We start from the raw sequence: 24,086 nt of genomic DNA, 5'->3' as shown, positions 1-24,086 counted from the left end.
CCAAGGCGTTATCGGCAAATGTCACGGACCCGGTCGGCCAACCATTGCAAATCTGCATCCTCGATGCCCAGTTCGGTCAGATGTTGCGCGGTGTTCCAGAGATATTCGGTATTCGGCCCCCGGCCGCCCACCGCCTGCGCAATGATCTGCGCCTGGTCCTCGAGCGGGATGTCGCGGCAGTACTGCCAGTGATCGCGGTTGATGACATAGGCCAGCGCCTCGACCTGGCGGCCATCCTCCAGCCCCAGCATCACATGCCGTTCGACATAGGCCGAAGACACCAACTCGCGGTCGCGCAGATAGGCCAGCGTGTCGTCCTCGGTGCCCGGCTCGGCCCGCAGCGCCACCCCGTCGCAGATCGCGCCCGGCGCCTCGTCGAGTGCCAGAACCAGGCCCGGCGCCGCTTCGGTGCCGCGATGATGGATCGAATGCATGCAGAAACTGCGGTGATAATGCTCAAGCGAGGCAAGGCGGCTTTCCGCCACCGCAAAGCCGGGGTTCCACAGGAGCGAGCCGTATCCGAAGACCCAGAGTGCCATCATGCTTTTCCTTTCCGCCTTCTGCCAGTAAAGCATTGCCGCAAGAGGCGAAAGCCCACGCGCGGAGAAAGCCCATGATGAAACGTCTCGCCTTTGTGATCCTCGCCGCCGCCCTGGCCTGGTCGGGCTATTGGCTCTGGGGCAAACAGAGCCTCATGGCCGGCTACCAGCGCTGGTTCGCCGAGCGCCGCGACGATGGCTGGGAGGCCGGGTATGCCGAGATGAAGGTGCGCGGCTTTCCCAACCGCCACGACACCACCTGGACCGATCTGCGCATCCTGGACCCCGAAAGCGGTCTGGGCTGGGAAGCGCCGTTCTTTCAGCTCTTTCTGCTGAGCTACAACCGCCATCACGCGATTGCCGCCTGGCCCCGCCACCAGGTGATCGTGACGCCCGACGGCCCGCTGCACGTCACCAGCGAGCAGATGCAAGCCAGCCTGGTGACCGAGGGCGAGGACCACGCGCTGACGCGGGGCACCCTGGTGGCCGATGTGCTCAACATCACCGGCACCGATGGCGCGACCACGGCGCTGGCGCAGCTGCGCCTGGCCGGCACCCGGGTGGACGCGGCCAGCTATGACGTGGCGCTGACCGCCGAGGGGCTGGCCCTGCCGCGCGGGCTCAACCAGGCCACCGGCGGCGCCCTGCCGCAAACCTTTTCCGAGGCGCGGATCGCGGCGCAACTGCGCTTTGACGCGCCATGGACGCTGACCTCGGCCGAGGCGCGGCCGCAGCCGACCCGGATCGCGGTCCGCGAAGCGGCGCTGGAATGGGGTCCGATGGCGCTCCGGTTGACTGGCGATCTCGAGATCGATGGAGAAGGCCATGCCACCGGCGATGTGCATGTGCAGGCGCAGAACTGGCAGGAGATGCTCGCAGTGGCCCGCGCCTCCGGGCAGGTCGCGGATGTGCTGGCCGACGGGGTCGAAGCGACGCTGACGCTGATGGCCGGGCTCTCCGGCGGTCGCCGCTCGCTCGATCTGACGCTGCGGCTCGAGGAGGGCGCGATCTGGCTTGGCCCGGTGCCGGTGGGTGAGGCCCCGAGGTTCCTCCTGCGCTGACCCCGTCCCGGGCTCGACCCAAGACCTCGCGGCCTGAGGAGCGGCCGGATCATGCCCTTGCGCCCCGCGGTCCCAAACGCGAGACTGCGCCCATGACCGCCATCACCAACCGCCTGAAAGACGAACTCACCGCCCGGCGCGACGATCTGATCGCGCTGACGCAGGCGCTGATCCGCATTCCCACGCTGAACCCGCCCGGCGCCAACTATCGGGAAATCTGCGAGTTTCTCGGCCAGCGCCTGGAAAAACGCGGTTTTGACATCCAGATGATCCGCGCGACCGGCGCCCCGGGCGACAGCGACCGATACCCGCGCTGGAACGTCATGGCCCGCCGCGAGGGCCGGCACACCGGGCCCTGCGTGCATTTCAACTCGCATACCGATGTGGTCGAGGTCGGCCAAGGATGGACGGTCGATCCTTTCGGCGGCGAGGTGAAGGAAGGTCGGATCTATGGCCGTGGTGCCTGTGACATGAAGGGCGGGCTGGCGGCGGCGATCCTCGCGGCCGAGGTCTTTGTCGATCTCTGCCCCGACTTTCACGGCGCGGTCGAGATCTCCGGCACCGCCGACGAGGAATCCGGCGGCTATGGCGGCGTCGCCTATCTCGCCGAACAGGGATTTTTTGCACCCGACCGCGTGCAGCATGTCATCATCCCCGAGCCACTCAACAAGGACCGGATCTGCCTGGGCCATCGCGGCGCCTGGTGGGCCGAGATCGAAACCAGAGGCGAGATCGCCCATGGCGCCATGCCCTTTCTCGGCGATTGCGCGGTGCGCCACATGGGGGCGGTGATCGATGCCTTCGAGAGCCGGCTCTACCCCGCCATGGCGCAACGGCGCACCGACATGCCGGTGGTGCCCGAAGGCGCGCGGCAATCGACGATGAACATCAATTCGATCCACGGCGGCGAACCCGAGCCGCCCGACGATTACACCGGCCTGCCCGCCTATTGCGTGCCCGACAGCTGCCGCGTGGTGATCGACCGGCGCTATCTTGCCGAAGAGACCCATGCCGGCGTCGCCGGCGAGGTCCGCGCGCTGCTCGACGATTTGAAGGCGACCCGCGCGAGGTTCGACTACCGGTTGCAGGAGATCAACCATGTCGCCCCCTCGATGACCGACCGCGAGGCGCCGGTTGTCACAACGGTGGCGCAGGCGATCCGCGAGGTCATGGGCAAGGCGCCGGAATATGTCGCCTCGCCCGGCACCTACGATCAGAAGCATATCGACCGCATCGGCCGACTGAAAAACTGCATCGCCTATGGCCCCGGCGTTCTGGAACTGGCGCACAAGCCCGACGAATGGGTCGGCATCGACGACATGGTCCAGAGCGCGCAGGTCATGGCGCTGTCCCTGGCTACGCTTTTGCTGACCGACTGACCTCGCGACACCCCGGAACCGGCCGGAACCTTCGCCGGCTGCCATGCGTTTTTTCCTAGATTACCGCAAGCATCCGAGGTGTTCGATGACCCGCATTTTTCTGGCCCTCTCCGTCCTGCTCGGGCTCGGGGCCTTCGCAATCTCGCTCCGGCTCTATTTCGGCACGCCGACCGGAGGAGACGGCACTCTGGGCGCGCTGCTCACCGCGCTGGGCAGTGCCGCAGCGGCACTGCTGGCCGCTTATGTCGCGCTCTTTCCGCACCACCCCTCACAGGGGCCCGCCTCGGCCTTTGCCTTGCTTGCCGCGGTGCTGACCGGCGTGGCGGGCTGGTTCCTGACAAGCTGGCCGATCATCATCACCATCACCCTGGCGGCGGCCTTCCTCGTCGCCGCCCTCGCCCGCCTGCCGGGAGAAACGGAAGCCCGGGCATGAAGCCGCGCCGGGCACCCCGGTGCCCGGCCGCTTGCCCGTGCGACACCGGTGCGGCCTGGCCGCCGGCGGCAAACCAAGCCTCAAGCCGGATATCGCCGCGCGCCCCGCGGTCAGCTCGCCGCCGACCGAGGCAGCGTCAGCCACGCACCGGGATATCGATATTGTCGATCAGGCGCACCCCGGCGAGATAGGCGGCGGCAAAGAGCCGGGCCGGCTCGCGCGGGGACTCGAGCAGCGCGAGCGTGTTGCAGCTGCGCAGTTCGAGGTAGTCGACCTTGAGGAAATCCGCCTTTTCCAGCGCCAGCAGCGCCGGCGGCACCAGTTCCGGCATCGGCCGGCCCGCAGCCAGCCCGGCGGCGATCTCTTCCATCACTTCATGCAGGCGCGGCGCCTTGACCCGGGCCCGATCCGACAGCAGCAGGTTGCGCGACGACATCGCCAACCCGTCGATCTCGCGGATCGTCGGACAACCCACCACCTCGACCCCGAGATCAAGATCGCGCGACAGCCGGCGGACGACCTGAAGCTGTTGAAAATCCTTCTCGCCGAAAAAGGCGAAATCGGCCGCAGTCTGACGAAAGAGCTTGGTCACCACCGTCGCCACGCCATCGAAATGCCCCGGCCGATAGGCGCCGCAGAGCACGTCGGTCAGCCCGGCCACCGACACATTGGTCGAAAACCCCGGCGGATACATGATGTCGCCCTCCGGCGCCCAGATCGCATCGACCCCGAAGCGCTCGAGCTTGCGGGCGTCCTCCTCTTCGGTGCGGGGATAGTTCTTGAGGTCGTCGGGATTGTTGAACTGCTTTGGATTGACAAAGATCGTCACGATCACCCGGTCGGCGCGCTGTTTCGCCGCCGCTACAAGGCTGAGATGGCCGTCATGCAGCGCGCCCATGGTGGGCACCACGCCGATCGCCTCGCCGGCGCGCCGCCACCCGGCGGTCATCGCCCGCAGCGCCGCGGGCTCGCGAATGATCGGCACGCTCACGAGGCTTTTCCCGGCGCTTCGTCGGCAAAGACATGTTCGGCCGCCGGAAAGGCGCGGGCGCGCACATCGGCGGCATAGGCGGCAATCGCCGCCGCGCCGTCTTGGCCGAGCTGGCCATAGCGTTTGACGAATTTCGGCTTGAAGGCGGTGAACAGCCCCAGCATGTCGTCGACCACGAGCACCTGGCCGTCGCAGCCCACCGAGGCGCCGATGCCGATGGTGGGGATCGGCACTTCGGCGGTGATCCGGTCGGCCAGGCTCTCGGTGACCTTTTCCAGAACCACTGCAAAGGCGCCGGCGTCGGACACGGCGCGCGCATCGGCGAGGATCTGCTCGGCCCCAGCCCCGCGGCCCTGCACCTTGTAGCCGCCCAGCGTATGGATGGCCTGTGGCGTGAGGCCCACATGCGCCATCACCGGGATGCCGCGCCGGGTGAGAAAGTGGATGGTCTCGGCCATATGTTCGCCACCCTCGAGCTTGATCGCTCCGGCGCCGGTCTCGGCCATCATCCGCGCAGCATTGCGGAACGCCTGCTCGGGGCTTTCTTCGAAGCTGCGGAACGGCAGGTCGACCACCATCATCGCGGTCTCGAGCCCGCGCGCCACGGCCTGGCCGTGCAGAATCATCATCTCCATCGTCGCCGAAAGCGTCGAGGCGAGCCCGTGCTGCACCATGGCGACGCTGTCACCGACAAGGACGAAATCGCAATGCGCGTCCATCATCTGCGCCATCGGCGTCGTATAGGCGGTGAGGGATACGATCGGTGTGCCGCCCTTCATCGCCCGGATTTCACTGGGCATGAGGGCTTTCTGGCGGGCGGTCGCGCTCATGGCGGGCCTCCGGTTGCTTCGCGTTGCCCCGATGTAACAGCGGCCATCGGGGGAATCCAGTGACCACCGCACTTTGCCGCGCAAGATCGTGGCCGAAGCGGGCGCCGTGACGCAAGGATAAATCGTGGCTTGCGGTCCGCGAACCGCTGACGGATCGTGGGGCAAAGCAAGAGGAGGCTCGGATGACGCTCACGGATCTGCCGTTCGATCCGTCGCTGGTGCTGATCGGCGGCGGCTGGCGCGCGGCGCAGGGCGGCGCGACGCTCGCGCTGATCGACCCGTCGGACGCCAGCGATCTGGCCCGCATCGCCCGCGGCGGCCCCGAAGATATCGACGCCGCCGTCACGGCCGCGCAGGCTGCCCGCGATGGCGGCTGGGGCCGGATGCCCGCGGCAGAGCGCGGCCGCATCCTGACGCGCCTGGCCGGGCTGATCCGCGCGCGTGTCGACTGGCTTGCCGAGCTCGAGGCGCGCGACGTCGGCAAGCCGCTGACCCAGGCGCGCAACGATGCGGTGGCGCTGGCGCGCTACTGCGAATTCTACGGCGGCGCCGCCGACAAGCTGCACGGCCAAACCCTGCCCTATCTCGATGGCTACACCGTCTATACCCTGCGCGAGCCGCATGGGGTGACCGGCCATATCGTGCCCTGGAACTACCCGATGCAGATCATCGGCCGATCCGTCGGCGCGGCGCTGGCGGCGGGCAATGCCTGCGTGCTGAAACCGGCGGAAGAGGCCTGTCTGACCGCGCTGGCCTTTGCCTGGCTGGCCGAAGAGGCCGGGCTGCCGAAGGGCGCGCTCAACGTGGTGCCGGGCCTCGGCGCCGAGGCCGGTGCGGCGCTGGCCGGCCATCCGGGCATCAACCACCTGAGCTTTACCGGCTCGGTCGCCACCGGCGCGACAGTGCAGGCGCTGGCGGCGAAACATGTCGTGCCGGTAACGCTGGAACTGGGCGGCAAGTCGCCGCAGCTGGTCTTTGCCGATGCCGATCTCGACGCCGCCCTGCCCTTTCTCGTCGGCGCCGGCATCCAGAATGCCGGCCAGACCTGCTCGGCCGCGTCGCGGGTGCTGGTGCAGCGCGAGGTGCATGCCGCGCTGCGCGACCGGATGGCCGCGCGCTACGCCGCCCTGCGGGTCGGCCCGGCGCTCGAGGATCTCGATGTCGGCCCGCTGATCAGCGCCCGCCAGCAAGGCCTTGTCGCTTGCTTTCTGGACCAGTCGCAGGGGCTCGCCATGGCGGCCCGGGCCGAGGTGCCCGAGGGCCCGGGCTATTTCACCGCGCCGACATTGCTCGACAGGGTGCCGCCGGACCACCCGCTGGCCCAGCAGGAGATTTTCGGCCCGGTGCAGGTGATCATTCCCTTCGACACCGAGGAAGAGGCGCTGCGGATTGCCAATGGCACCGATTACGGCCTGGTGGCCGGTGTCTGGACCCGGGACGGCGCGCGGCAGATGCGGCTGGCGCGGGGGCTGCGTTCGGGCCAGGTCTTCCTCAACAATTACGGCGCCGGCGGCGGGGTGGAACTGCCCTTTGGCGGCACCGGCAGATCCGGCCACGGCCGGGAAAAGGGCTTCGAGGCGCTATACGGCTTTTCAACGCTCAAGACCGTGGCGGCCTATCATGGCTGAGGGAGGCAGAGAGAGCATGAGATTGAAGGACAAACGCGCCATCGTGACCGGCGCGGGATCGGGCTTTGGCGCCGGCATCGCGCGGAAATTTGCCGCCGAGGGCGCGCTGGTCCTGCTCGCCGATATCAATCACGAGGCCGCCGAGGCGCAGGCCCGCGAGATTGGCGGTCGCGCGGCACATGTGGATGTCTCCGACGGCGGCAGCATGGCGCGGATGGTGGCCGAGGCCCGCGCGGCCATGGGCGAGATCGACATCCTGGTCAACAACGCCGGCGTCACCCATATGCCGGCCCCGATGGAGGAGATCGAGGAAGCCGAGTTCGACCGGGTCTTCGCGGTGAACTGCAAATCGGTCTATCTTGCCGCCCGCGCCGTGGTGCCGCTGATGAAGGCGCGCGGGTCGGGCGTGATCCTCAACATCGCCTCCACCGCCGCTGTCTCGCCCCGGCCGAACCTGAACTGGTACAACGCCTCGAAGGGCTGGATGACCACCGCCACCCGCGCCATGGCGATCGAGCTGGCGCCACATGGCATCCGCGTCAACGCCGTCAATCCGGTGGCGGGCGACACCCCGCTGCTGGCCTCTTTCATGGGCGAGGACACGCCCGAACGACGGGCCCAGTTCCTCGCCACCATCCCGCTGGGCCGCTTTTCGACGCCCGAGGACATCGCCGGCGCCGCCTGCTACCTCTGCTCCGACGAGGCCGGTCTTGTCACCGGGGTCTGCATGGAAGTCGACGGAGGCCGCTGCATATGACCCCCGGTCCCCGCAACCTGATCACCGATATCGCCGGTCTGCGCGTCGGCAATGCCGAGGACGCGACGCTGAAATCCGGCACCACGGTGCTGGTGGGCGCGGCGCCTTTCGTGGCCTCGGTCGCGGTCATGGGCGGCGCCCCCGGCACGCGCGAGACCGATCTCCTGGAACCCGACAAGATGGCGCCGGCGGTGGATGCGCTGGTGCTCTCCGGCGGATCGGCCTTCGGCCTTGCGGCGGCGCAGGGCGTGATGGACGCGCTGGCCGAACAGGGCCGCGGCTTTGCCGTCGGCCCCGCCCGTGTGCCGATCGTGCCGGCGGCGATCCTCTTCGACCTGCTCAACGGCGGCGACAAGGCCTGGGCGGCCAACCCCTATCCCGCGCTCGGCCGCAGCGCCCTGGCCAATGCGGCCGAGGATTTCGCCCTCGGCACTGCCGGCGCCGGCACCGGCGCGACCACGGCAATGCTCAAGGGCGGTCTCGGCTCGGCCTCGCTCCGGCGCGGCGAGATCACCGTCGGGGCGCTGGTCGCCGCCAACCCGGTGGGCAGCGTCACCACCCCCGGCACAGGTCATTTCTGGGCTGCGCCTTTCGAACTTGGCGGCGAATTCGGCGGTCTGGGCCCCGATCCCGCGCCGCAACACCTCGACCTGGCGCAGAGCCGCAAGCTCGCGGCGCTGGCCCCAGGCGCCAATACCACCCTCGCCGTGGTCGCCACCGACGCCCGGCTCACCAAGGCGCAGGCCCGGCGCATGGCGGTGGCGGCGCATGACGGCATCGCGCGGGCGGTGGTGCCGGCCCATACGCCGATGGACGGCGACCTGGTCTTTGCGGCCGCCACCGGAGCGATGGAGATGACCGCGCCGGACTGGCAGATGATCGAGATCTGCCACGCGGCCGCCACCTGCCTCAGCCGGGCAATCGCGCGGGCGGTGTTTCACGCCACCCCGGCGCCGGAGGACACGATGCCCTGCTGGTCTTCGGGGGGGCCGGGCTGAAGCCCGGCCGGCGCCCGGATCACTGGACCTTGTGGCCGGCGCGGCTTATGAGGCGGCAAACCGCCAGGAGATGCCCATGCCCTTCGACCGTTCCGTCAAGATCGCCCCGTCGATCCTTTCCGCCGATTTCGCCAACTTCGGGGCGGAGATCCGCGCCATCGAGGATCAGGGCGCCGATTGGGTGCATGTCGACGTGATGGACGGGCATTTCGTGCCCAACCTTACTTTCGGCCCCCCGGCGGTGAAGGCGTTCCGACCGCATGTAAAGACCTTCATGGACGTGCATCTGATGATCGCCCCGGTCGATCCCTATATCGAGGCCTATGCCGAAGCCGGCGCCGACATGCTCACCGCCCATGTCGAGGCCGGGCCGCATATCCACCGCACGCTTCAGGCGATCAAGGCGACCGGCATGCAGGCCGGTGTCGCGCTCAACCCCGGCACCCCGGCCGAAGCGGTGGCCGATGTGCTCGACCTCGCCGACATGGTGCTGGTGATGACCGTCAACCCCGGCTTCGGCGGGCAGAAGTTCATCGACCTGACCGCCAAGGTCCGCAAGGTGCGCGAGATGATCGGCGACCGCGAGGTGCATATCCAGATCGACGGCGGCGTCGACCCGAACACCGCGCCGCTGGTGGTCGCGGCCGGTGCCGACGTGCTGGTCGCCGGCTCGGCGGTGTTCAAGGGCGGCTCGGTCGAGGCCCCCGAGGTCTACGGCCGCAACATGCAGGCCATTCGCGACAGCCTGACATGAGCCTGACCATCGCCTTCGATCTCGACGGCACGCTGATCGACAGCGTGCCCCAGATCGCCGATTGCGTGAACACGGCGCTGGCCACCCGCGGGGCCGGCCCGCTCACGCAACGGACGGTACAGGGCTTTGTCGGCAAGGGCCTGCCCGCGCTGGTCCGTCAGGTCGCCCGGGAACTGCGCCTGCCCGAGGCCGACACAGACCCGCTGCACGGCGAGATCCTCGCGCTCTACACCCGTGTCGAAACCCCGGCGAGCGCGCTTTATCCCGGCGTCCGCGCCGCTTTGGCGGTGCTCAGGGACGAGGGCCACAGCCTTGCGATTTGCACCAACAAACCGCATGCGGCGACACTGAAATGCCTTGCCGACACCGGCCTGACGCTGCTCTTCGACCGGGTGATCGGCGGCGACAGCCTGCCCACCCGCAAACCCGATCCCGCGATGCTGCATGCCGCCCTCGACGGCTCCGGGACCGCGCTCTACGTCGGCGACAGCGAAACCGATGCCGAAACCGCCGAGGCGGCCGGCATTCCCTTCCTGTTGTTCACCGAAGGCTACCGCAAGTCCGCGGTCGAAGACTTGTCCCATACCGCCAGCTTCTCCAGCTTCGCCGACCTGCCGAATCTCATCGCAACCCGGTCTTCTTCTCTTTGAAAATACCGCCGGGGGTCTGGGGGCAGAGCCCCCGGTTTGAAGTGGGGGTTTGGGGGCAGCGCCCCCAACGCCTCCGTGGCGTGAACGGAGACAGGCCGGCGCGCGCCAGCGCCCCGCGAGAGAGCCGCTAGCCGTTCTCGTGAAAGAAGGCGTAGATCTTCTCCGCCAGCGCCTCCGACACGCCGTCCACCGCCTTGAGGTCCACCAGGTTGGCCCGGCTCACCGCCTTGGCCGAGCCGAAATGCGCCAACAACGCTCGCTTGCGCGCCGCGCCGACGCCGGCGATCTCGTCCAGCGGCGTCGCCCCGACCGCCTTCGATCGTTTCGCCCGGTGGGTGCCAATGGCAAAGCGGTGCGCCTCGTCGCGCAGGCGCTGGATGAAATAGAGCACCGGGTCATTGCGGCGCAGCGCCATCACCCGCTGGCCGACCCGGTGGAACTCCTCCTTGCCCTGATCGCGGTCGATGCCCTTGGCGACGCCGACCATCGGAATATCCTCGACGCCGTATTCGCGCATGATCTCGGCCACCGCCGAGACCTGGCCGGCACCGCCGTCGATCAGAAGCAGGTCGGGCCAGAGCCCTTTCTCGCGCTCCGGGTCCTCCTTCAGCAGCCGCTTGAAGCGCCGAGTGAGCACCTCCTTCATCATGCCGAAGTCATCCCCCGGCGTCAGGTCGTCGCCACGGATGTTGAACTTGCGATAATGGCTCTTCATGAAGCCCTCGGGCCCCGCCACGATCATCGCCCCCACCGCATGGGCGCCCTGGATGTGGCTGTTGTCATAGACCTCGATCCGCGCCGGCGGACGGTCGAGCCCGAAGGCTTCGGCCACACCCCGCAACAGCTTGGCCTGGGTCGCCGTCTCGGCCATCTTGCGGCCCAGGCTCTCGCGGGCGTTGCGGGTGGCGCTCTCGATCAGCTCGGCCTTTTCGCCGCGCTGGGGCACCAGCAACGAGACCTTGCGCCCGGCCTTCTGGCCCAGCGCCTCGACCATCAGGTCGGCGTTCTCGATGGCATGGCTCAGGATCAGCTGCTTCGGCGGCTCCTTGCTGTCGTAGAACTGGCCGACAAAGGCCTCGAGCACCTCGGCCGCCTCCACATCCTCGCCGACCCGGGGATAGAAGTCGCGGTTGCCCCAGTTCTGCCCGGCGCGGATGAAAAACACCTGCACGCAGGCCTGGCCGTTCTCCAGGTGCAGCGCGATCAGGTCTGCCTCGTCCACCGTGCGCGGGTTGATGCCCTGCGCGGTCTGCACCTGGGTCAGGGCGCGGATGCGGTCGCGCAGGCTGGCGGCGCGCTCGAATTCCATCGCCTCCGAGGCCGCCTGCATCTCGCCGGCCAGCTTTTCCTGTATCTTGGTCGACCGGCCCGACAGGAAGCGTTCGGCATCGCGCACGCTCTCGGCATAATCCGCTTCCGAGATCTTGCCGACGCAGGGCGCCGAGCAGCGTTTGATCTGGTGCAGCAGGCAGGGTCGGGTCCGGCCTTCGAACATCGTGTCGGCGCAATTGCGCAGCTGAAACACCTTCTGCAACTGGCTCAGCGTGCGATTGACCGCGCCGGCGCTGGCAAAGGGGCCGTAATAGGCCCCCTTCTCCTTCTTGGCGCCGCGATGCTTGCGAATCATCGGATAGGCGTGATTGGTCACCTGGATATTGGGAAAGGATTTGTCGTCGCGCAGCAGCACGTTGTACTTGGGCTTGAGCTGCTTGATCAGGTTCTGTTCGAGCAGCAGCGCCTCGGTTTCGGTCCGCGTCGTCAGGAACATCATCGAGGCGGTATCGCGGATCATCCGGGCGATGCGCGGGCTGTGCCCGGCCGGCCGGGCATAGTTCGACACCCGCGCCCGCAGGTTGCGCGCCTTGCCGACGTAAAGCACGGCGTTCTTGGCATCCAGCATCCGATACACGCCGGGCGAACTGTCCAACGTCTTGAGATAAGCCTGAATACAGGCGTGGCCGGTCAGGTCCGGGGCAGCCCGCCCCTCTGGCAATTCCGTCATTGCGTTAACCTATGATTCCCCTTCTGGCGCTGCAACGGCCTCCCTACGGCGGCAAGCAAAAACAAATCCACGGATCCTGTGGAGAACTCTGGGGGTTACAACTGGAGACCGGGGTTTTTCCGTTTTCTTCACGCGGGTTGATTAAATTGCCTATTTTTTAGGCACATTTTCAACCCCTTGATTTCAAAGGAAACTTTTATATCCAATTTGTAACGCCATGAAAACTTTGCAGATTCTCGATTTTTCGCCGAGGGCGACTGCGGGCAGTGCACAACTCGTCCGAGGCCGGTCTCAAAGCGTCTTCAAAACGGCTCATTCCACCCCGAGAATGTCAGGGGTCTGCCATCCGAGGTGCTGCCCGCCATCGACGCAGATCAGCTGTCCGGTCACCGCCTTCGCCTCCAGCAGATACCCCAGCGCGGCGGTGATATCCGCGGGGTCGGCGCCCCGGTTCAGCACCGTGCCGGCGCGCTGGCGGTCGAAATGCTCCTGGCTCTGGCGGGCGCCGCGCAGTGTCGGTCCGGGGCCGATGGCATTGACCCGCACGTCCGGCGCCAGCCCCTGTGCCGCCGTCCGGGTGAGCGCCCAAAGGCCCATCTTGGCCAGCGTATAGGTCGAGAATTCCGGCGTCAGCTTGCGCACCCGCTGATCGATCATGTTGACCGCCAGGCCCTGCGCCACCGGCTCGCCCGCCGCGTCGGCCACCGCCTTTGGTGCCTGCGCCGCGAGCGCCTGGATCAGCACGTAGGGCGCGCGCAGATTGCTTTCCATGTGCCGGTCCCAGCCCGAGCGGGTGGCGGTCTGGATCGTGTCGTATTCGAAGATCGAGGCGTTGTTCACCAGCACCGTGACCGGCCCGCCCAGCGCCTCGGCCGCCCGCGGCAAGAGCGCCTGCGTCGCCGCCTCGTCCAGGAGATCGGCCTCCAGCGCCACCGCCTTGCGCCCCATCGCGCGGATCAGGCTGACCACCTCGTCGGCGGCCTCGGCCGAGCTGGCGTAATGAACCGCCACATCATGGCCCCGCTCGGCCAGACAAAGCGCCATGGCCCGGCCCAACCTCTTGCCCGCTCCCGTCACCAGTGCCCGCATCCCGGCCTCCTTCTCAGGCGATCACCACCACAATATATCCGACATACAACGCCGTGAGCACCACGCCCCAGAGCCGCCCCATGTCCCAGCGCAGGAACACGAAGGGAAAGATCAACAGCGACGCCCCCAGCATGACCCAGAGATCGAATGTCAGGAACTGCGCATCCACCGGCACCGGGTTGATCAGGGCGGCCACGCCGATGATGGCGAGCAGGTTGAACATGTTCGACCCGATCACATTGCCCAGCGCCACATCCGCCTGCCGTCGCAGCGCCGCCATCACCGTGGTCGCCAGTTCCGGCAACGAGGTGCCCACCGCCACCAGCGTCAGCCCGATGACCGTGTCCGAGACGCCATATCGGCGGGCGATCACCGCGGCATTCTCGACCAGCAGGTCGGCACCCAGCGGCAGGCCGACGAGGCCCAGCGCCAGGAACATGGCGATCTTGGCCCAGGACATGCTGGGATCGGCGCCTTCGAGATCGTCCACCGTCTCGACCGCGGCCGCGGCTTTGGCGTCGCGCCGATGCTGCACCGCCTGGCGCGAGGCGAGGTAGAGCATCGCCCCCAGCGCCGCGAGGAGGATCAGCGCCGACCACCAGACAAAGACGCCGACAAAAGCCAGCCCCATGAACAGCACCGAGGCGATCAGCATCTGGACATAGGTCGCGCGGGTGTCACAGCCCGAGGTATGCAGGCCGGAAATGATCGCCGGAAGGCCCAGCACCAGCAGGATATTGGCGGTGTTCGAGCCGACGACATTGCCCAGCGCGATACCCGGGGCATTCTGCAACACCGCCTCGATGGCGATCAGCAGCTCCGGCGCCGAGGTGCCGAAGGCAACGATCGTCAGGCTGACGATCAGCGCCGGAATACCCACCCGGAGCGCCAGGTTGACCGCGCCCTTGACCAGTGCGTCGCCGGCCAGCACCAGGATCACCAGCCCCAGTCCACAAAGAAGCCAGACCGTCATCCCCGGCGACCCTTGTCCTTGCCGCAGGGGCAAGGGCCCTTGCCGATCCGGTAGCGTCCGCAAGCCGGGCATTTCGCCGAGGTCAGGCGTTTCGGCAGGCGCAGCTTTCCGAACATGGCCAGCACGCCCATCCCGATGAGAAACAATGTGACAATCTTGACGATCACGTCAGAGCCCGAACCGGGCATAGGCCGCCCGCTCTTCGATCAGCCCCAGGGCATCCTCGGCCAGCGACAGGCCGAGCCGCTGCGCCAGGCTGCGTCCGCGGCCGTAGCGGCGGAATTTCACCTTGTCGCCGAACCGGTCCTTCATCACCTGATCGAGATGGCCGATGCCGTCGATCAGCCCGACTTCCTGCGCCGTCTCGCCGACCCAGATCTCGCCGGTAAACAGATCGCGGTTGTCGGCCAGCTTGGCCCCGCGGCGTTCCTTGACCTGGCTGATGAAATTCACATGCAACTGGTCGAGCAGGCGCCGCAACCGCACCACATCCTCTTCCTTTTCCGGCTGGAAGGGATCGAGAAAGCTCTTGGACGCGCCAGCGGTATGCACCCGCCGTTCGAGCCCTTGACGGGCAAGAAAGACATTGGCGCCGAAGCCCGCCGAAATCACCCCGATCGAGCCGATGATCGAGGAATGGTCGGCGTAGATTTCATCTGCCGCGCTGGCCAGCCAATAGCCGCCCGAGGCCGCCACATCCTCGACGAAGGCAATCACCGGAATGTTCTTTTCCGCCGCCTGCCGCCGGATACGGCCGGCAATGAGCGAGGATTGCACCGGCGAGCCGCCGGGGGAATTGATCTCCAGCGCCACCGCATCGGGTTTGCCGCGTTTGAAGACCTTTTCGATCAGCGGCGCCAGCGAGGTATCGCTGAGCGCCATGCGCCCCCCGAGGCCAATCGCGCCGTTGAGCCGCAGGACGGCCACGGTGGGCCCGGATTTCACAAAGGGAAGCCAGCGTTTCATGACGAGGGATCTAGAAGGCCGGGCACCGATAAACAAGGTTCATCTGCGCAATCTCTTCCGTGGGTGCGAAAACCCCGGGCATATCCTTGCGTCACACAGACCCCGGGCGTCCGTTCCCGGCAGAGCGGCCACCATCTGCCTGGGGCACCCGGTCAGGTCCGGATGCGCCAGCCGGTGCGAAAGATCCACCAGACGATGGCAAGGCAGAGCGTGGTGAAGCCGGCGATCGCCAGCAGGCTCAGCCCTATGGGCACGTCCGACGTGCCGAAAAAGGCCCAGCGGAAGCCCGAAATCAGATAGACCACCGGATTGAAGAAGGAGACCCCCTGCCAGAACGGCGGCAGCATCGAGATCGAATAAAACGACCCGCCGAGGAAGACCAGCGGCGTCACCACCAGCAGCGGGATAAGCTGCAATTGCTCGAAGTTTCTGGCCCAGATGCCGATGATGAAACCGAAGAGCGAAAACGAAATGCAGGTCAGTACCAGAAAAGCCAGCATCGCCATCGGGTGCAGGATCGTGAGATCGACAAAGAAGGCCGAGGTGGCCAGGATCACCAGCCCGATGAACAGCGCCTTGGTCGCCGCCGCCCCGGCAAAGCCCACCACGATCTCGAGAAAGTTGATCGGCGCCGAAAGCAACTCGTAGAAGGTGCCGATGAATTTCGGGAAATAGATGCCGAAAGAGGCGTTCGAGATGCCCTGGGTCATCACCGTGAGCATGATCAGCCCCGGCACGATGAAGGCGCCATAGCTGATGCCTTCAACCTGATCGATGCGGCTGCCTATGGCGGTGCCGAAGACCACGAAATAGAGCGAGGTGGAAATGACCGGCGAGATGAAGCTCTGCGCCAGAGTGCGGAAGAACCGCGCCATTTCAACCTTGTAGATGGCCCCGACCGCGCGCAGGTTCATGCCGCTTCCTCCTTGCCGTTGTCGGCCACGAGGTCGACGAAAATCTCTTCCAGACTGGACTGCCGGGTTTGCAGGTCGCTCATCTGCAACCCGGCCCCGGACAGGTCGGACAGCAGCTTGGTGATGCCGGTGCGGTCGGCGTTGGTGTCATAGCTGTAGCGCAGCGCGGCGCCGTCCTGGACGATCTCCAGCTCATAGCCCGACAGGCTCGCCGGAATGGTTTCGACCGGATCGGTCAGCTCGATGTCGAGCGTCTTGCGCCCCATCCGCGCCATCAGCGCCGTCTTTTCCTCGATCAGCAGCAGTTCGCCCTTGGCGATCACCCCCACCCGATCGGCGATGGCCTCGGCCTCCTCGATGTAGTGGGTGGTCAGGATGATGGTCACGCCCGAGGCCTTGAGCTCGGCCACCACCTTCCACATGTCGCGGCGCAGTTCGACATCGACCCCGGCGGTGGGCTCGTCGAGAAACAGCACCCGGGGCTGGTGGCTCAGCGCCTTGGCAATCAGCACCCGGCGTTTCATGCCGCCGGAGAGCTCCATGGTCTTGGCATTGCGCTTGTCCCAGAGCGACAGGTCGCGCAGCACCTTTTCGATATGGGCGTCGTCGCGCTTGCAACCGAACAGCCCGCGTGAATAACGCACCGCCCGGATCACCGTCTCGAAAGGTTCGAGCGAGATTTCCTGCGGCACCAGGCCGATCATCGCGCGCGCGGCGCGAAAGTCGGTGACGATGTCATGCCCGCCGACGCGCACGCTGCCCGAGGTGGCATTGGTGATGCCGCAAACGGTCGAGATCAGCGTCGTCTTGCCGGCGCCGTTCGGCCCCAGCAGCGCCAGGATCTCGCCCTCGCGGATATCGAGAGACACCCCCTTGAGCGCCTCGAAGCCGCCGTCATACACTTTTTTCAGGTCGTCGATTTCCACGATCGTCGTCATCGGAGCCTCCTTGCGCGCGCAGCGGCAATCTAATGGTCATGTGTGACGGTGCAATGTGCAATTCGCAGCGCAGAGCCGCCTGTGCGGTGACGCACATAAGTCGGGCGCGGCGCCAACTTGAAGCACGCCCCAAAGCGCTCCGCGTCCCGGACCCCGATCCGGGACCTCTTGGGCCAAGGGCGGGGAGGCCCCGGATCAGGTCCGGGGCGCGCGCCTTACATTCCGCGCACCGTCTCGATCATCAACGCCACGTTCTCCGGGTCCGCATCCGGGGTGATCCCGTGGCCGAGATTGAAGATATGCGGCCCGCCGCGAAAGGCTTCGACAATGGCGCGGGTCTCCGCAACCAGGGCCTGGCCGCCGGTGACCATATGCGACGAGGCGAGGTTGCCCTGAACGCAGCCATCCACCTGCACATGCGCAGCCGCCCAGGCCGCATCGACGGAATTGTCGAGCGCCACGCAATCGGCGCCGGTCGCCTGATGGAAGCCCACGTATTTCTCGCCCGCCTCACGCGGAAAGGCGATCACCGGAATGCCCGGATGCTTTTCCTTCAGCGCCGCGATGATCCGCTTGGCCGGGGCCAGCGCATAACGGTCAAAATCCGCCCCCTTGAGCGAGCCGGCCCAGCTGTCGAACAGTTTCACCACCTCGGCCCCGGCCTCGATCTGCGCCGAGAGATAGAGAATCGTGGCCTCGGTGATCCGATCCAGCAGCGCCTCGAAGAGCGCGCGGTTTTCGTCTTTAAGCGCATGCGCCGGGCCCTGATCGGGCGTGCCGCGCCCGGCGATCATATAGGTCGCCACCGTCCAGGGCGCGCCGGCAAAGCCGATCAGCGTGGTCTCCGAAGGCAGCTCGCGCGAAAGGAGGCGCACCGTCTCGTAGATCGGCGCCAGGGTGTCGTGGATGTCCGAGGCCGGTTTCAGCGCGTCGAACTGCCGCTGTTCGGTGATCGTCGACAGCCGCGGCCCCTCGCCGGTGACAAACCACAGATCGGCGCCCAGTGCCTGCGGCACCAGAAGGATATCGGCAAAGAGGATCGCGGCATCGAACCCGTAGCGCCGGATCGGCTGCAAGGTCACCTCGGCCGCCAGCTCGGGATTGTAGCACAGCGACAGGAAATCGCCCGCCTGGGCCCGCGTCGCCCGGTATTCCGGCAGGTAGCGGCCGGCCTGGCGCATCATCCAGATCGGCGGCACCGGCAGGGTCTCGCCCGCCAGCGCGCGCAGGATGGTCTTGTTCGCTTGGGTCATGCCGGTCTCCGCTTTGGTTCCGGGGTTGGTCTCTCGCCCGGACAGCGATGTCAAGCCAGCCGCTTGCCACGCCCCGGGCCCGCAGCTAGACATCGGCGCATGACGCATGCCCTCCCCTCCCCCGACGCGCCGCTGAAAATCGGCACCCGTGGCTCGCCGCTGGCGCTGGCCCAGGCGCATGAAACCCGCGCCCGCATCTGCGCCGCCTTCGCCCTGCCCGAGGCGGCCTTTGCCATCGTGGTGATCAAGACCACCGGCGACGACCGGGCGCTGATCGCCAGTGATACACCGCTCAAGGAGCTGGGCGGCAAGGGGCTGTTCACCAAGGAGATCGAGGCGGCCCTGCTTTCCGGCGCCATCGACATCGCGGTGCATTCGATGAAGGACATGCCGGTCGACCAGCCCGAGGGCCTTGTGCTCGACTGTTATCTCCCGCGTGAGGATGTGCGTGATGCCTTTATCTCGCCCCGCCTCGGCGGCATCGCCGATCTGCCTCGCGGCGCGGTGGTGGGCACCTCGTCGCTGCGGCGCCGGGCGCAGCTGCTCAACCGCCGTCCCGATCTCGAGGTGGTGCAGTTTCGCGGCAACGTCCAGACCCGGCTGCGCAAGCTCGAGGAGGGCGTCGCCTCCTGCACCTTTCTCGCCATGGCCGGGCTGACCCGGCTGGGCATGCTGGCCGAGGTGCCGGCCTATCCGATTGCCCCCGAAGACATGCTGCCCGCCGTGGCCCAGGGCGCCATCGGCATCGAACGGCGCGCCGATGACACGGCCACCGCCGCCCTGCTCGAGCCGATCCATCACCGCGAGACCGCCCAGCGGCTTGCCGCCGAACGCGCCTTTCTCGCTGCGCTCGATGGCTCCTGCGAAACACCGATAGCCGGGCTGGCCGAGCTTTCGGGGGGCACGTTGCGCCTGCGCGGCGAGATCCTGCGGCCCGACGGCTCCGAGACGCTGACCGATGCGGGCGAGGCGCCGATCGCCGATGGCGCGGCGCTGGGCCGCGACATGGGCCGCCGTCTGCTGGAGCGCGCGGGCCCCGGTTTCTTCGATTGGCGGAGCGCATAGGCGTCGGAGTTTCGCGTAAACGCGGCGTCCTTTAGCGCTAGCGTGACGATTTTGGCCTGTTGCCGCCGGAAACCAGCCTTTATCAACAACCCCGGACAAGAAGTTCTGACTCGGCCCGCAAGGGGCGAAAACCAATAGGAGAGTTGCGCAGATGAAGGTCCTCGTACCCGTCAAACGCGTGATCGACTACAACGTGAAAGTTCGTGTCAAAGCGGACGGCAGCGGTGTCGATCTGGCCAATGTCAAGATGTCGATGAATCCCTTCGACGAGATCGCCGTGGAAGAGGCGATCCGCCTGAAAGAGGCCGGCAAGGCCGAGGAAATCGTCGCCGTGTCCATTGGCGTCAAGCAGGCGCAGGAAACCCTGCGCACCGCGCTGGCGATGGGCGCCGACCGCGCGATCCTGGTGGTGGCCGCCGATGACGTGCACAAGGACATCGAGCCGCTGGCCGTGGCCAAGATCCTGGCGAAAATCGTCGAGGAAGAGGCCCCCGGCCTCGTGCTCTGCGGCAAGCAGGCGATCGACAACGACATGAACGCAACCGGCCAGATGACCGCCGCGCTGCTTGGCTGGAGCCAGGCGACCTTCGCCTCCGAGGTCGATATCGAGGGCGAGACCGCCAAGGTCACCCGCGAGGTCGACGGCGGCCTTCAGACGATCAGCGTCAAGATGCCGGCCGTGGTCACCGTGGACCTGCGCCTCAATGAACCGCGCTATGCCTCGTTGCCCAACATCATGAAGGCCAAGAAGAAACCGCTCGAGGAAAAGACCCCCGAGGATTACGGCGTCGATGTGAGCCCGCGGCTCGAAGTGCTCAAGACCGAAGAGCCGCCGGCGCGCGCCGCCGGCGAAATGGTCGGTTCGGTCGACGAGCTGATCGCGAAACTCAAAGCTGCGGGGGCTGTTTAAATGGCTGTACTCCTTCTTGCCGAAGTCAATGATGGCGAGCTGAGCCTCGACGCCACCGCCAAGGCGGTGAACGCGGTGGCCCAGCTGGGCGACGTGCATGTGCTCTGCGCCGGTGGCCATGCCGCCGCCGCAGGTGATGAGGCCGCGAAGATCGCGGGTGTCGCCAAGGTTCTGGTGGCCGAGGATGCCTCGCTGGGCCACCGGCTGGCGGAATCCACCGCCGCGCTGATCGTCAGCCTGGCCGACACCTATGAACATATCGTTGCCCCGGCCACGACCGATGCGAAAAACGTGCTGCCCCGCGTGGCGGCACTGCTCGACGTCATGGTGATCTCGGATGTCTCGGGGGTGATCGACGGTGCCACCTTCGAGCGCCCGATCTATGCCGGCAATGCGGTGCAGACGGTAAAATCCTCGGACGCCAAGAAGGTGGTCTCGATCCGCACCTCGACCTTCGACGCGGCGGGCGACCAGGCGGCCGCCCCGGTCGAAACCATCGGCGCGGCCGAGAATCCGGGCCTGTCCGAGTGGGTCGAGGACAAGCTGGCCGAGAGCGACCGGCCGGAGCTGACCTCGGCGGGCGTGGTTGTCTCGGGCGGCCGCGGCGTCGGTTCGGAAGAGGACTTCAAGATCATCGAAGCCCTGGCGGACAAGCTCGGCGCGGCGGTCGGCGCCTCGCGTGCGGCGGTCGATTCGGGCTTTGCGCCGAACGACTGGCAGGTTGGCCAGACCGGCAAGGTCGTGGCGCCGGACCTCTATATTGCCGTCGGCATCTCTGGCGCAATCCAGCACCTTGCAGGGATGAAGGATTCGAAGGTCATCGTCGCGATCAACAAGGACGAGGAGGCGCCGATCTTTCAGGTGGCCGACTATGGCCTGGTGGCGGATCTCTTTACCGCGGTGCCCGAGCTGACCGAGAAACTGTGAGGCGCGGTGGGTTGAAAACCCACCCCGCACCTTCCGAAGGCCCGCCCGAAAGGGCGGGCCTTCTTCGTTTCGGCGCGGCGATGCCCCCGCCCCCCGTCACACGGGCCACTGCCGTCTTTGCCGCCCGGCCTGCCGTCCTATAACAAGGGGCATGGCCGGCGTTCTCACCTTCACCGACAGGGGCATCTATTGCCCGGCGGGCGATTTCTACATCGACCCCTGGCGCCCGGTGGCGCGCGCGCTGATCACCCACGGTCATTCCGACCACGCCCGCCCCGGGATAGGCCGTTACCTGGCGACCGAAGGCACAGCCCCGGTGCTGCGCCACCGGCTGGGCGATGACGCCCGGATCGAGACCATCGCCTATGGAGAGACCCGGCGGATCGGCGATGCAGACGTCTCCTTTCACCCGGCCGGCCATGTGCCCGGCTCGGCGCAGATCCGCGTCGCGGTTGCCGGCGAGGTCTGGGTTGCCTCGGGCGATTACAAGACCGTCGATGATGGGCTCTCAGAGGCCTTCGAACCGGTGCGCTGCCATGCTTTCATCTCGGAATGCACCTTTGGCCTGCCGATCTTCAAATGGACCCCACAGGAACAGCTCGCGCAACAGATCAACGGGTGGTGGGCCGCCAATGCGGCCGAGGGGCGGGCCTCGATCCTTGGCGCCTATGCGCTGGGCAAGGCGCAGCGGCTGATGCGGACGGTGGACGCCGGGATCGGCCCGCTCTTGACCGTGACCGCGGTGGAAAACACCAACGCGGTACTGCGTGCCCAGGGGATCACCCTGCCCGGGACGCAACCGATCACCGAGGACGTCTCGGCCAAGAGCCATCCCGGCGCGCTGATCATCGCCACGCCGGGCAGCACGACGCAGAATTGGGCACGTCGCTTCCCCGGGGCCGCCACCGCCTTTGCCTCGGGCTGGATGACGCTGCGCGGCGTGCGCCGGCGGCGCGGCATCGATCGCGGTTTCGTGGTCTCCGACCATGCCGATTGGGCGGGGTTGAACGCCGCGATCAAGGCGACCGGGGCCGAGAAGGTCTTTGTCACCCACGGCTACACTTCGGCATTTCAGCGCTGGCTCTGCGAACAGGGCCATGACGCCCATGTCGTCTCGACCGATTACAGCGGCGACGATGGCGAGGACGCGACATGAAGGATTTCGCCGCCCTCTTCGCCCGCATCGACGAAAGCACCAAGACCAATGTCAAACTCGCGGCGCTGGCCGATTACCTGGGCCGCGCCACGCCACAGGATCGGCTCTGGACCATCGCGCTCTTTACCGGCCGCCGGCCGAAACGCGCCGTCACCGCAACCCGGCTGCGCCAATGGGCGGCCGAGGTGGCGAGGTTGCCCGAATGGCTCTTCGAAGACAGCTATCACGTGGTCGGCGATCTGGCCGAGACCATCAGCCTCGTCCTGCCCGCGCCCCGCGAACCGCGCGACCAGAGCCTCAGCCACTGGATCGCCACGGTCAAGGCGCTGGCGACGCTCGACGAGGCGGCGCGCAAATCCGCCGTCATCGCCGCCTGGGACAGCCTTGCCACGCAAGAGCGGTTCTTGTTCAACAAGCTGCTGACCGGCGGCTTTCGCATGGGTGTCAGCGCCCGGCTGATGACCCGCGCGCTGGCCATCTCCACCGGTCAGGACGTGGCGGTGCTGACCCACAAGCTGATGGGCAACTGGACGCCGGAAACCACCAGCTGGGAAGCACTGATCGAGGCCGATGACCCGACAGCCGTTCTTTCGCGCCCCTATCCGTTCTACCTCGCCCATCCGGTGGAGAACCCGGCCGATCTGGGCGCCCCTGCCGGGTGGCACGCCGAACGCAAATGGGATGGCATCCGGGGCCAGTTCATCCGGCGCGGCGGCGGGCATCATATCTGGTCGCGGAGCGAAGAACTGATGACCGACCGCTTCCCGGAGCTGGCGCAGCTCGCCGATTTCCTGCCCGACGGCACGGTGATGGACGGCGAGATCCTGGCCTTTGCCGCGGGTGCGCCACTGGGGTTCAACGCCTTGCAGAAACGCATCGGGCTGAAGAAGGTCTCGGCCAAGGCGCTGCGCGAGGCACCGGTGATCTTCATGGCCTACGATCTGCTCGAAGCCGGGGGGGCGGATCTGCGACAGGAGCCGTTCGACGCGCGCCGGGCCCGGCTCGAAGCTGTTCTGGCCGAAGTGCCTCCCGACGCGCCCCTGCGGCTGTCGCGGGAAGTCGCCTTTGACAGTTGGGCGGCGCTGGCCGCGGTCCGGCACGAGAGCCGCAGCCACAATGTCGAGGGCCTGATGATCAAGCGCCGCGCCAGCCCCTATCTGGCCGGCCGCAGGCGCGGCGACTGGTGGAAATGGAAGGTCGATCCGCTGACCGTCGACGCGGTGATGATCTATGCGCAATCGGGCAGCGGCCGGCGCGCCAACCTGTTCACCGATTTCACCTTCGCGGTCTGGCACGGCGACGATCTGGTGCCCTTCGCCAAGGCCTATTCCGGCCTCACCGATGCCGAGTTCCGCGAGATCACCGCCTGGGTGCGGCGCAACACATTACAGCGGTTCGGCCCGGTCCGGCAGGTCACGCCGGCCCATGTCTTCGAGATTGCCTTCGAAGGGATACAGGCCTCGTCGCGCCACAAATCCGGCGTCGCACTGCGCTTTCCGCGCATGCTGCGCTGGCGCAGGGACAAGCCGGTCGCGGAGGCCAACACCCTGGCCGACCTCAACGAAATGCTGGCGCTTTACGGCTGAGCCGACCGGCCTCCAAACCACCCCGTCCCGGGCATGACCCGGGCCCCCGCGGCCCGCCCGCGAAGAGGCCCCGGCGCGGGGGCCGGCGCGCGATGTATCTGGCGCGCTGGTTGCGCGGGCGCAGGGGCAAGCCGGTCGCGGAGGACAACCCCCCGACTGACCTCAACGAAATGCTGGCGCATTGCGGCTGAGCCGACCGGCCACCAAACCACCCCGTCCCGGGCCTGACCCGGGACCCCGCGATCCCCGAGCGAAGGGGCCCCGGCGCGGGGGCCGGGGCGCGATGT

24 protein-coding genes are annotated in these 24,086 nt (G+C 67.1%); 13 read left to right on the top strand and 11 right to left on the bottom strand.

Translation table 11 applies throughout. The features are described 5' to 3' along the window. Positions 1-8 precede the first annotated feature (8 nt). The gene (locus BMW90_RS13030) at positions 9-539 is read right to left on the bottom strand and encodes a gamma-glutamylcyclotransferase (protein ID WP_048529498.1); all 531 of its coding nucleotides are present in this window, start codon (positions 537-539) and stop codon (positions 9-11) included. A 74-nt stretch (positions 540-613) separates the two neighbouring features. Here BMW90_RS13030 and BMW90_RS13025 point away from each other — a divergent pair, with 74 nt between their 5' ends. The 3 genes from BMW90_RS13025 (at position 614) to BMW90_RS13015 (ending at position 3,412) form a co-directional block, all read left to right on the top strand. Beyond that, entirely contained in the window at positions 614-1,600 is a 987-nt protein-coding gene (locus tag BMW90_RS13025; protein WP_074837001.1) for a DUF2125 domain-containing protein, read from the top strand. A 92-nt stretch (positions 1,601-1,692) separates the two neighbouring features. Further along, positions 1,693-2,979, top strand: coding sequence for an acetylornithine deacetylase/succinyl-diaminopimelate desuccinylase family protein (locus tag BMW90_RS13020; RefSeq protein WP_170850547.1), 1,287 nt, complete (start codon positions 1,693-1,695; stop codon positions 2,977-2,979). A gap of 85 nt (positions 2,980-3,064) precedes the next feature. Further along, complete coding sequence (locus tag BMW90_RS13015; RefSeq protein WP_048529493.1) at positions 3,065-3,412, top strand: hypothetical protein; 348 nt, start codon at positions 3,065-3,067, stop codon at positions 3,410-3,412. Between the two features lie 136 nt (positions 3,413-3,548). Here BMW90_RS13015 and panC read toward each other — a convergent pair whose 3' ends face one another. Further along, positions 3,549-4,403, bottom strand: a complete 855-nt coding sequence (gene panC / locus BMW90_RS13010; protein WP_074837000.1) for a pantoate--beta-alanine ligase — start codon at positions 4,401-4,403, stop codon at positions 3,549-3,551. After that, on the bottom strand, positions 4,400-5,233 hold the full coding sequence (panB, locus tag BMW90_RS13005; protein WP_074836999.1) for a 3-methyl-2-oxobutanoate hydroxymethyltransferase: 834 nt from the start codon (positions 5,231-5,233) through the stop codon (positions 4,400-4,402). The genes panC and panB overlap by 4 nt, the downstream gene beginning before the upstream one ends. A 182-nt stretch (positions 5,234-5,415) precedes the next feature. Here panB and BMW90_RS13000 point away from each other — a divergent pair, with 182 nt between their 5' ends. The 5 genes from BMW90_RS13000 (at position 5,416) to gph (ending at position 10,020) form a co-directional block, all read left to right on the top strand. After that, on the top strand, positions 5,416-6,861 hold the full coding sequence (locus BMW90_RS13000; RefSeq protein WP_074836998.1) for an aldehyde dehydrogenase family protein: 1,446 nt from the start codon (positions 5,416-5,418) through the stop codon (positions 6,859-6,861). A 16-nt stretch (positions 6,862-6,877) separates the two neighbouring features. Next, on the top strand, positions 6,878-7,618 hold the full coding sequence (locus tag BMW90_RS12995; protein ID WP_048529488.1) for a glucose 1-dehydrogenase: 741 nt from the start codon (positions 6,878-6,880) through the stop codon (positions 7,616-7,618). Beyond that, positions 7,615-8,616, top strand: a complete 1,002-nt coding sequence (locus BMW90_RS12990; protein ID WP_074836997.1) for a P1 family peptidase — start codon at positions 7,615-7,617, stop codon at positions 8,614-8,616. Before BMW90_RS12995 ends, BMW90_RS12990 begins: the two co-directional genes overlap by 4 nt. A 76-nt stretch (positions 8,617-8,692) precedes the next feature. Continuing rightward, a complete protein-coding gene (gene rpe, locus BMW90_RS12985; RefSeq protein WP_074837035.1) occupies positions 8,693-9,370 on the top strand; it encodes a ribulose-phosphate 3-epimerase in 678 nt (225 codons plus the stop codon). Continuing rightward, the gene (gph, locus tag BMW90_RS12980) at positions 9,367-10,020 is read left to right on the top strand and encodes a phosphoglycolate phosphatase (protein WP_074836996.1); all 654 of its coding nucleotides are present in this window, start codon (positions 9,367-9,369) and stop codon (positions 10,018-10,020) included. Before rpe ends, gph begins: the two co-directional genes overlap by 4 nt. A gap of 127 nt (positions 10,021-10,147) precedes the next feature. Here the strand turns inward: gph and uvrC are convergent, their stop codons facing one another. From uvrC to hemE, 8 genes are all read right to left on the bottom strand, one after another. Next, the gene (uvrC, locus tag BMW90_RS12975; RefSeq protein WP_074836995.1) at positions 10,148-12,022 is read right to left on the bottom strand and encodes an excinuclease ABC subunit UvrC; all 1,875 of its coding nucleotides are present in this window, start codon (positions 12,020-12,022) and stop codon (positions 10,148-10,150) included. Between the two features lie 312 nt (positions 12,023-12,334). Further along, on the bottom strand, positions 12,335-13,111 hold the full coding sequence (locus BMW90_RS12970) for an SDR family oxidoreductase (protein WP_074836994.1): 777 nt from the start codon (positions 13,109-13,111) through the stop codon (positions 12,335-12,337). 13 nt (positions 13,112-13,124) lie between these two features. Further along, complete coding sequence (locus BMW90_RS12965; protein ID WP_074836993.1) at positions 13,125-14,084, bottom strand: calcium/sodium antiporter; 960 nt, start codon at positions 14,082-14,084, stop codon at positions 13,125-13,127. Next, positions 14,081-14,272 (bottom strand): hypothetical protein, encoded by a 192-nt coding sequence (locus BMW90_RS12960; RefSeq protein WP_074836992.1) that lies wholly within the window; start codon positions 14,270-14,272, stop codon positions 14,081-14,083. Before BMW90_RS12960 ends, BMW90_RS12965 begins: the two co-directional genes overlap by 4 nt. Then, positions 14,253-15,050 carry a S49 family peptidase gene (locus BMW90_RS12955; protein WP_048529476.1) on the bottom strand — a complete coding sequence of 266 codons (798 nt, stop codon included), beginning with the start codon at positions 15,048-15,050 and terminating at the stop codon, positions 14,253-14,255. Before BMW90_RS12955 ends, BMW90_RS12960 begins: the two co-directional genes overlap by 20 nt. Before the next feature lie 152 nt (positions 15,051-15,202). Beyond that, complete coding sequence (locus BMW90_RS12950) at positions 15,203-15,964, bottom strand: ABC transporter permease (RefSeq protein ID WP_048529474.1); 762 nt, start codon at positions 15,962-15,964, stop codon at positions 15,203-15,205. Next, the gene (locus BMW90_RS12945; protein ID WP_074836991.1) at positions 15,961-16,902 is read right to left on the bottom strand and encodes an ABC transporter ATP-binding protein; all 942 of its coding nucleotides are present in this window, start codon (positions 16,900-16,902) and stop codon (positions 15,961-15,963) included. The genes BMW90_RS12950 and BMW90_RS12945 overlap by 4 nt, the downstream gene beginning before the upstream one ends. A gap of 215 nt (positions 16,903-17,117) precedes the next feature. Next, entirely contained in the window at positions 17,118-18,155 is a 1,038-nt protein-coding gene (hemE, locus tag BMW90_RS12940; RefSeq protein ID WP_074836990.1) for a uroporphyrinogen decarboxylase, read from the bottom strand. 99 nt (positions 18,156-18,254) lie between these two features. On the opposite strand from hemE, the gene hemC reads away from it, so the two are divergent. From hemC to BMW90_RS12915, 5 genes are all read left to right on the top strand, one after another. Beyond that, entirely contained in the window at positions 18,255-19,220 is a 966-nt protein-coding gene (gene hemC, locus BMW90_RS12935) for a hydroxymethylbilane synthase (RefSeq protein ID WP_074836989.1), read from the top strand. Between the two features lie 151 nt (positions 19,221-19,371). After that, a complete protein-coding gene (locus BMW90_RS12930; protein WP_048529466.1) occupies positions 19,372-20,130 on the top strand; it encodes an electron transfer flavoprotein subunit beta/FixA family protein in 759 nt (252 codons plus the stop codon). Next, the gene (locus tag BMW90_RS12925; protein WP_074836988.1) at positions 20,131-21,057 is read left to right on the top strand and encodes an electron transfer flavoprotein subunit alpha/FixB family protein; all 927 of its coding nucleotides are present in this window, start codon (positions 20,131-20,133) and stop codon (positions 21,055-21,057) included. 151 nt (positions 21,058-21,208) lie between these two features. Further along, complete coding sequence (locus BMW90_RS12920; RefSeq protein WP_074836987.1) at positions 21,209-22,213, top strand: ligase-associated DNA damage response exonuclease; 1,005 nt, start codon at positions 21,209-21,211, stop codon at positions 22,211-22,213. Then, positions 22,210-23,799 (top strand): ATP-dependent DNA ligase, encoded by a 1,590-nt coding sequence (locus BMW90_RS12915; RefSeq protein ID WP_074836986.1) that lies wholly within the window; start codon positions 22,210-22,212, stop codon positions 23,797-23,799. Before BMW90_RS12920 ends, BMW90_RS12915 begins: the two co-directional genes overlap by 4 nt. Positions 23,800-24,086 lie beyond the last annotated feature (287 nt).

It is taken from the genome of Marinovum algicola (assembly GCF_900109145.1).
GTDB classification, from domain to species: domain Bacteria; phylum Pseudomonadota; class Alphaproteobacteria; order Rhodobacterales; family Rhodobacteraceae; genus Marinovum; species Marinovum algicola.
Note: the sequence above shows the minus strand (reverse complement) of the source record. Positions and strands in the feature narration are given on the sequence as shown.